At 60.9% G+C, this 2,910-nt stretch carries 3 protein-coding genes and 1 tRNA gene; 2 read left to right on the top strand and 2 right to left on the bottom strand.

What is annotated here, in order from left to right; translation table 11 throughout:
- Window positions 1-97: hypothetical protein (locus tag QZ709_RS21315; RefSeq protein WP_366937163.1), on the bottom strand; the 97-nt coding region annotated here is incomplete at its 3' end.
- A gap of 9 nt (window positions 98-106) precedes the next feature.
- Complete coding sequence (umuD, locus tag QZ709_RS10235) at window positions 107-550, bottom strand: translesion error-prone DNA polymerase V autoproteolytic subunit (protein ID WP_250439949.1); 444 nt, start codon at window positions 548-550, stop codon at window positions 107-109.
- A gap of 306 nt (window positions 551-856) precedes the next feature.
- On the opposite strand from umuD, the gene QZ709_RS10230 reads away from it, so the two are divergent.
- Together QZ709_RS10230 and QZ709_RS10225 are read left to right on the top strand one after the other, a co-directional pair.
- Window positions 857-2,752 (top strand): SurA N-terminal domain-containing protein, encoded by a 1,896-nt coding sequence (locus tag QZ709_RS10230; RefSeq protein WP_016445403.1) that lies wholly within the window; start codon window positions 857-859, stop codon window positions 2,750-2,752.
- 74 nt (window positions 2,753-2,826) lie between these two features.
- Window positions 2,827-2,902: transfer RNA gene (locus QZ709_RS10225), tRNA-His, on the top strand.
- The last annotated feature ends 8 nt before the right edge of the window (window positions 2,903-2,910 follow it).

The following is a 2,910-nucleotide window of genomic DNA, read 5'->3' as shown; positions in this document are numbered from 1 at the left end:
TGTTGCTGAGCACTATCACCGGCAGGCCCTTCAGCGCAGGGCGGAACACGCGCTCGCAGCTTACGTAGAAATTGTTGCCGTCCAGCAGGGCAAACATGGCCTGATCTCACAACGCACGGAACGACTTGACGGCACACGTCACCACGCCCCAGATCTCCAACTGTTGGCCTTCTTTCGCGCGGATGTCAGGGTATGTGGGGTTTTCGGCGCGTAGCATCACTTGGTCATACCTTGCCCAGAATCTTTTGCAGGTGAAATCGCCATCCACCTCGGCCACAACGATGTCGCCGTGCTGCGGTCGCAGGTACTTGTCAACCACCAGCAAATCACCATCGAAGATCCCCGCGCCGATCATCGAGTCGCCGCGCACGCGCAACAGGAATGTGCACTGAGGGTGCTTGATCATGAGCTTCGCCAAGTCGATGCGGGCACAGCTAAAGTCTTCGGCTGGGCTCGGAAAGCCAGCGCGTACCGGACTGGCGGGGGCCGGCAGCGGTGTTGGCGGCATGGCGGCCGCGACCGGTTGTGTGGGGGTGATGACGTGGGGCATGGTCGAATTCCTTGTGCTGTATAAATATACAGTAACCATGCATTCCCTCAAGCCAGCGTGTTCCGTTGCCGTGGCGTATATGACCCAGCGAAGCAAGGGGCGGAGGCCTCATGTAAGTAGAATGGTGCGCTTCCGCCTCTATTAGTTGGTGGGGCGAAGTAGGTGAGCGCTGCAAGCTATTGATTTGTAAAGGTGTAATTTTCCCTTACAAGGCGTAGGTCGGCGGTTCGACCCCGTCAGCACCCACCAAGAACAAAAGGCGAACGAAAGTTCGCCTTTTCTATTTCTGCCACTGAAAGACAGACCATGTTCGAATCCATCCGCAAGCATTCCAAGTTCGTGATGATCTTGTTGTTCTTGCTGATCATTCCCTCGTTCATCTTCGTGGGGGTCAACCAGAACTACTTCACCGAATCCAGCGTGATCGTCGCGCGTGTGGATGGACATGAGATCAAACAGGCCGACTGGGAGAACGCGCACCGCATGGAAAGCGACCGCCTGCGCGCCGAGAACCCCAACGTCGACCCCAAGCTGCTGGATTCGCCGCAGGCGCGCTACGCCACGCTGGAGAAGATGGTGCGTGACCAGGTGCTGGCCGCTGCCGTGCAGAAGATGCACCTGGCCGCATCCGATGCACAGCTGGTGCGCACGCTGCAGGAGATTCCCGCGATTGCCGCGCTCAAGAAGCCGGATGGCTCGATGGATGCCGAAGCCTACCGCGCCTTGGTCGGATCGCAGGGCCTGACGCCTGAGGGCTTCGAGGCCAATCTGCGCCGCGAACTGTCCATGAACCAGGTGATGGGTGGCGTCACGGGCACGGCCTTTGCGACCGACGCCCAGGTCAAGCAGGCCATCGATGCGCTGTACCAGCGCCGCGAAGTGCAGGTGGCACGCTTCGAAGCCAGCGCCTACGCCAGCAAGGTCCAGCCCACCGAGGCCGACCTCAAGGCCTACTACGACGCCCACACCAGCCAGTTCCAGCAACTGGAGCAGGCCAAGGTGGAATACCTGCTGCTGGATGTGCCCAGCATCGAGGCCGGCATCACGCTGAGCGAAGACGATGTGCGTTCCTACTACAACCAGAACGCCGAGCGCCTGGCCGGTCCCGAGGAGCGCCGCGCTAGCCACATCCTGATCAACGCATCCAAGGATGCCCCCGCGGCAGAGCAGGAGAAAGCCAAGGCCAAGGCCGAGGAACTGCTGGCCGAGCTGCGCAAGGACCCCAAGCGCTTCGCCGAGCTGGCCAAGGCCAACTCGCAGGACGGCGGCTCCGCTGCATCGGGTGGCGACCTGGGCTACTTCGGCCGTGGTGCCATGGTCAAGCCGTTCGAGGATGCAGCCTTCGGCATGAAGGTCGGCGACATCAGCGACGTGGTGCACAGCGACTTCGGCTACCACATCATCTCGCTGGTGGACATCAAGAAGCCCAAGGCACCGAGCTTCGAGCAGATGCGTCCCAAGCTGGAGGCTGAACTCAAGCAGCAGCAGGCGCAGCGCAAGTTCGCCGAACTGGCGGAAGGCTTCTCCAACGCGGTCTACGAGCAGTCGGACAGCCTGCAGCCCGTGGCCGAGAAGTTCAAGCTCACCGTGCAAAAGGCAGACCATGTGACGCGCCAGCCCGGCCCCAACGTCAAGGGCCCCCTGGCCAATCCCCGTTTCCTGGAGGCGCTGTTCTCCAGCGATTCGCTCAACAACAAGCGCAACACCGATGCGGTGGAGCTGGGTTCCAACCAGTTGGTGGCCGGCCGCGTGGTGGAGTACACGCCTGCCCGCACGCTGCCCATGGCCGAGGTCGGCGACAAGCTGCGCACCCTGTATGTGGCGCAAAAATCCGCCGAACTGGCCAAGGCCGATGGCGAAGCCAAGCTCGCCGCATGGAAGGCCAAGCCTGACGCGGCGCAATTGCCCGCAGCCAAGGTGATCAGCCGTGACCAGCCCGAAGGCCAGTCGCGCGAAGTGGTGGACGCTGCCCTGCGTGCGCCCACGGCCCAGCTGCCTGCATGGACGGGTGTTGACCTGGGCGCGCAAGGCTATGCCGTGGTCAAGATCAACCGCATCGTCGAGCGTCCGGCCGATGATGCGCAGGCGGCTGCCGCGCAGAAGCAGGACTTCCTGCGAAGCTCGGCCGTGGCGGAAGCTATGGCATACTACGAGCTTCTCAAGAAACAGCTCAAGGTGCAGATCAAGGTCCCGCGCCCCTGATGAGGGAAATTTCTAGAAAAACAGAAATTTCAGAAATCAAGCAGTTTTTTGGAATAGAATAGCGTTCTTCTACGGTGGCTGTAGCTCAGTTGGTAGAGTCCAGGATTGTGATTCCTGTTGTCGTGGGTTCGAGCCCCATCAGCCACCCCAAATAAAAA

This window comes from uncultured Aquabacterium sp., assembly GCF_913773725.1.
Classification (GTDB): Bacteria; Pseudomonadota; Gammaproteobacteria; order Burkholderiales; family Burkholderiaceae_C; genus Aquabacterium.
This window is presented reverse-complemented; position numbering and strand designations above follow the sequence as displayed.

Coding starts and splice junctions, on each gene's coding strand:
- umuD (WP_250439949.1), bottom strand. CDS start 550: ATGCCCCACGTCATCACCCCCACACAACCGGTCGCGGCCGCCATGCCG.
- QZ709_RS10230 (WP_016445403.1), top strand. CDS start 857: ATGTTCGAATCCATCCGCAAGCATTCCAAGTTCGTGATGATCTTGTTG.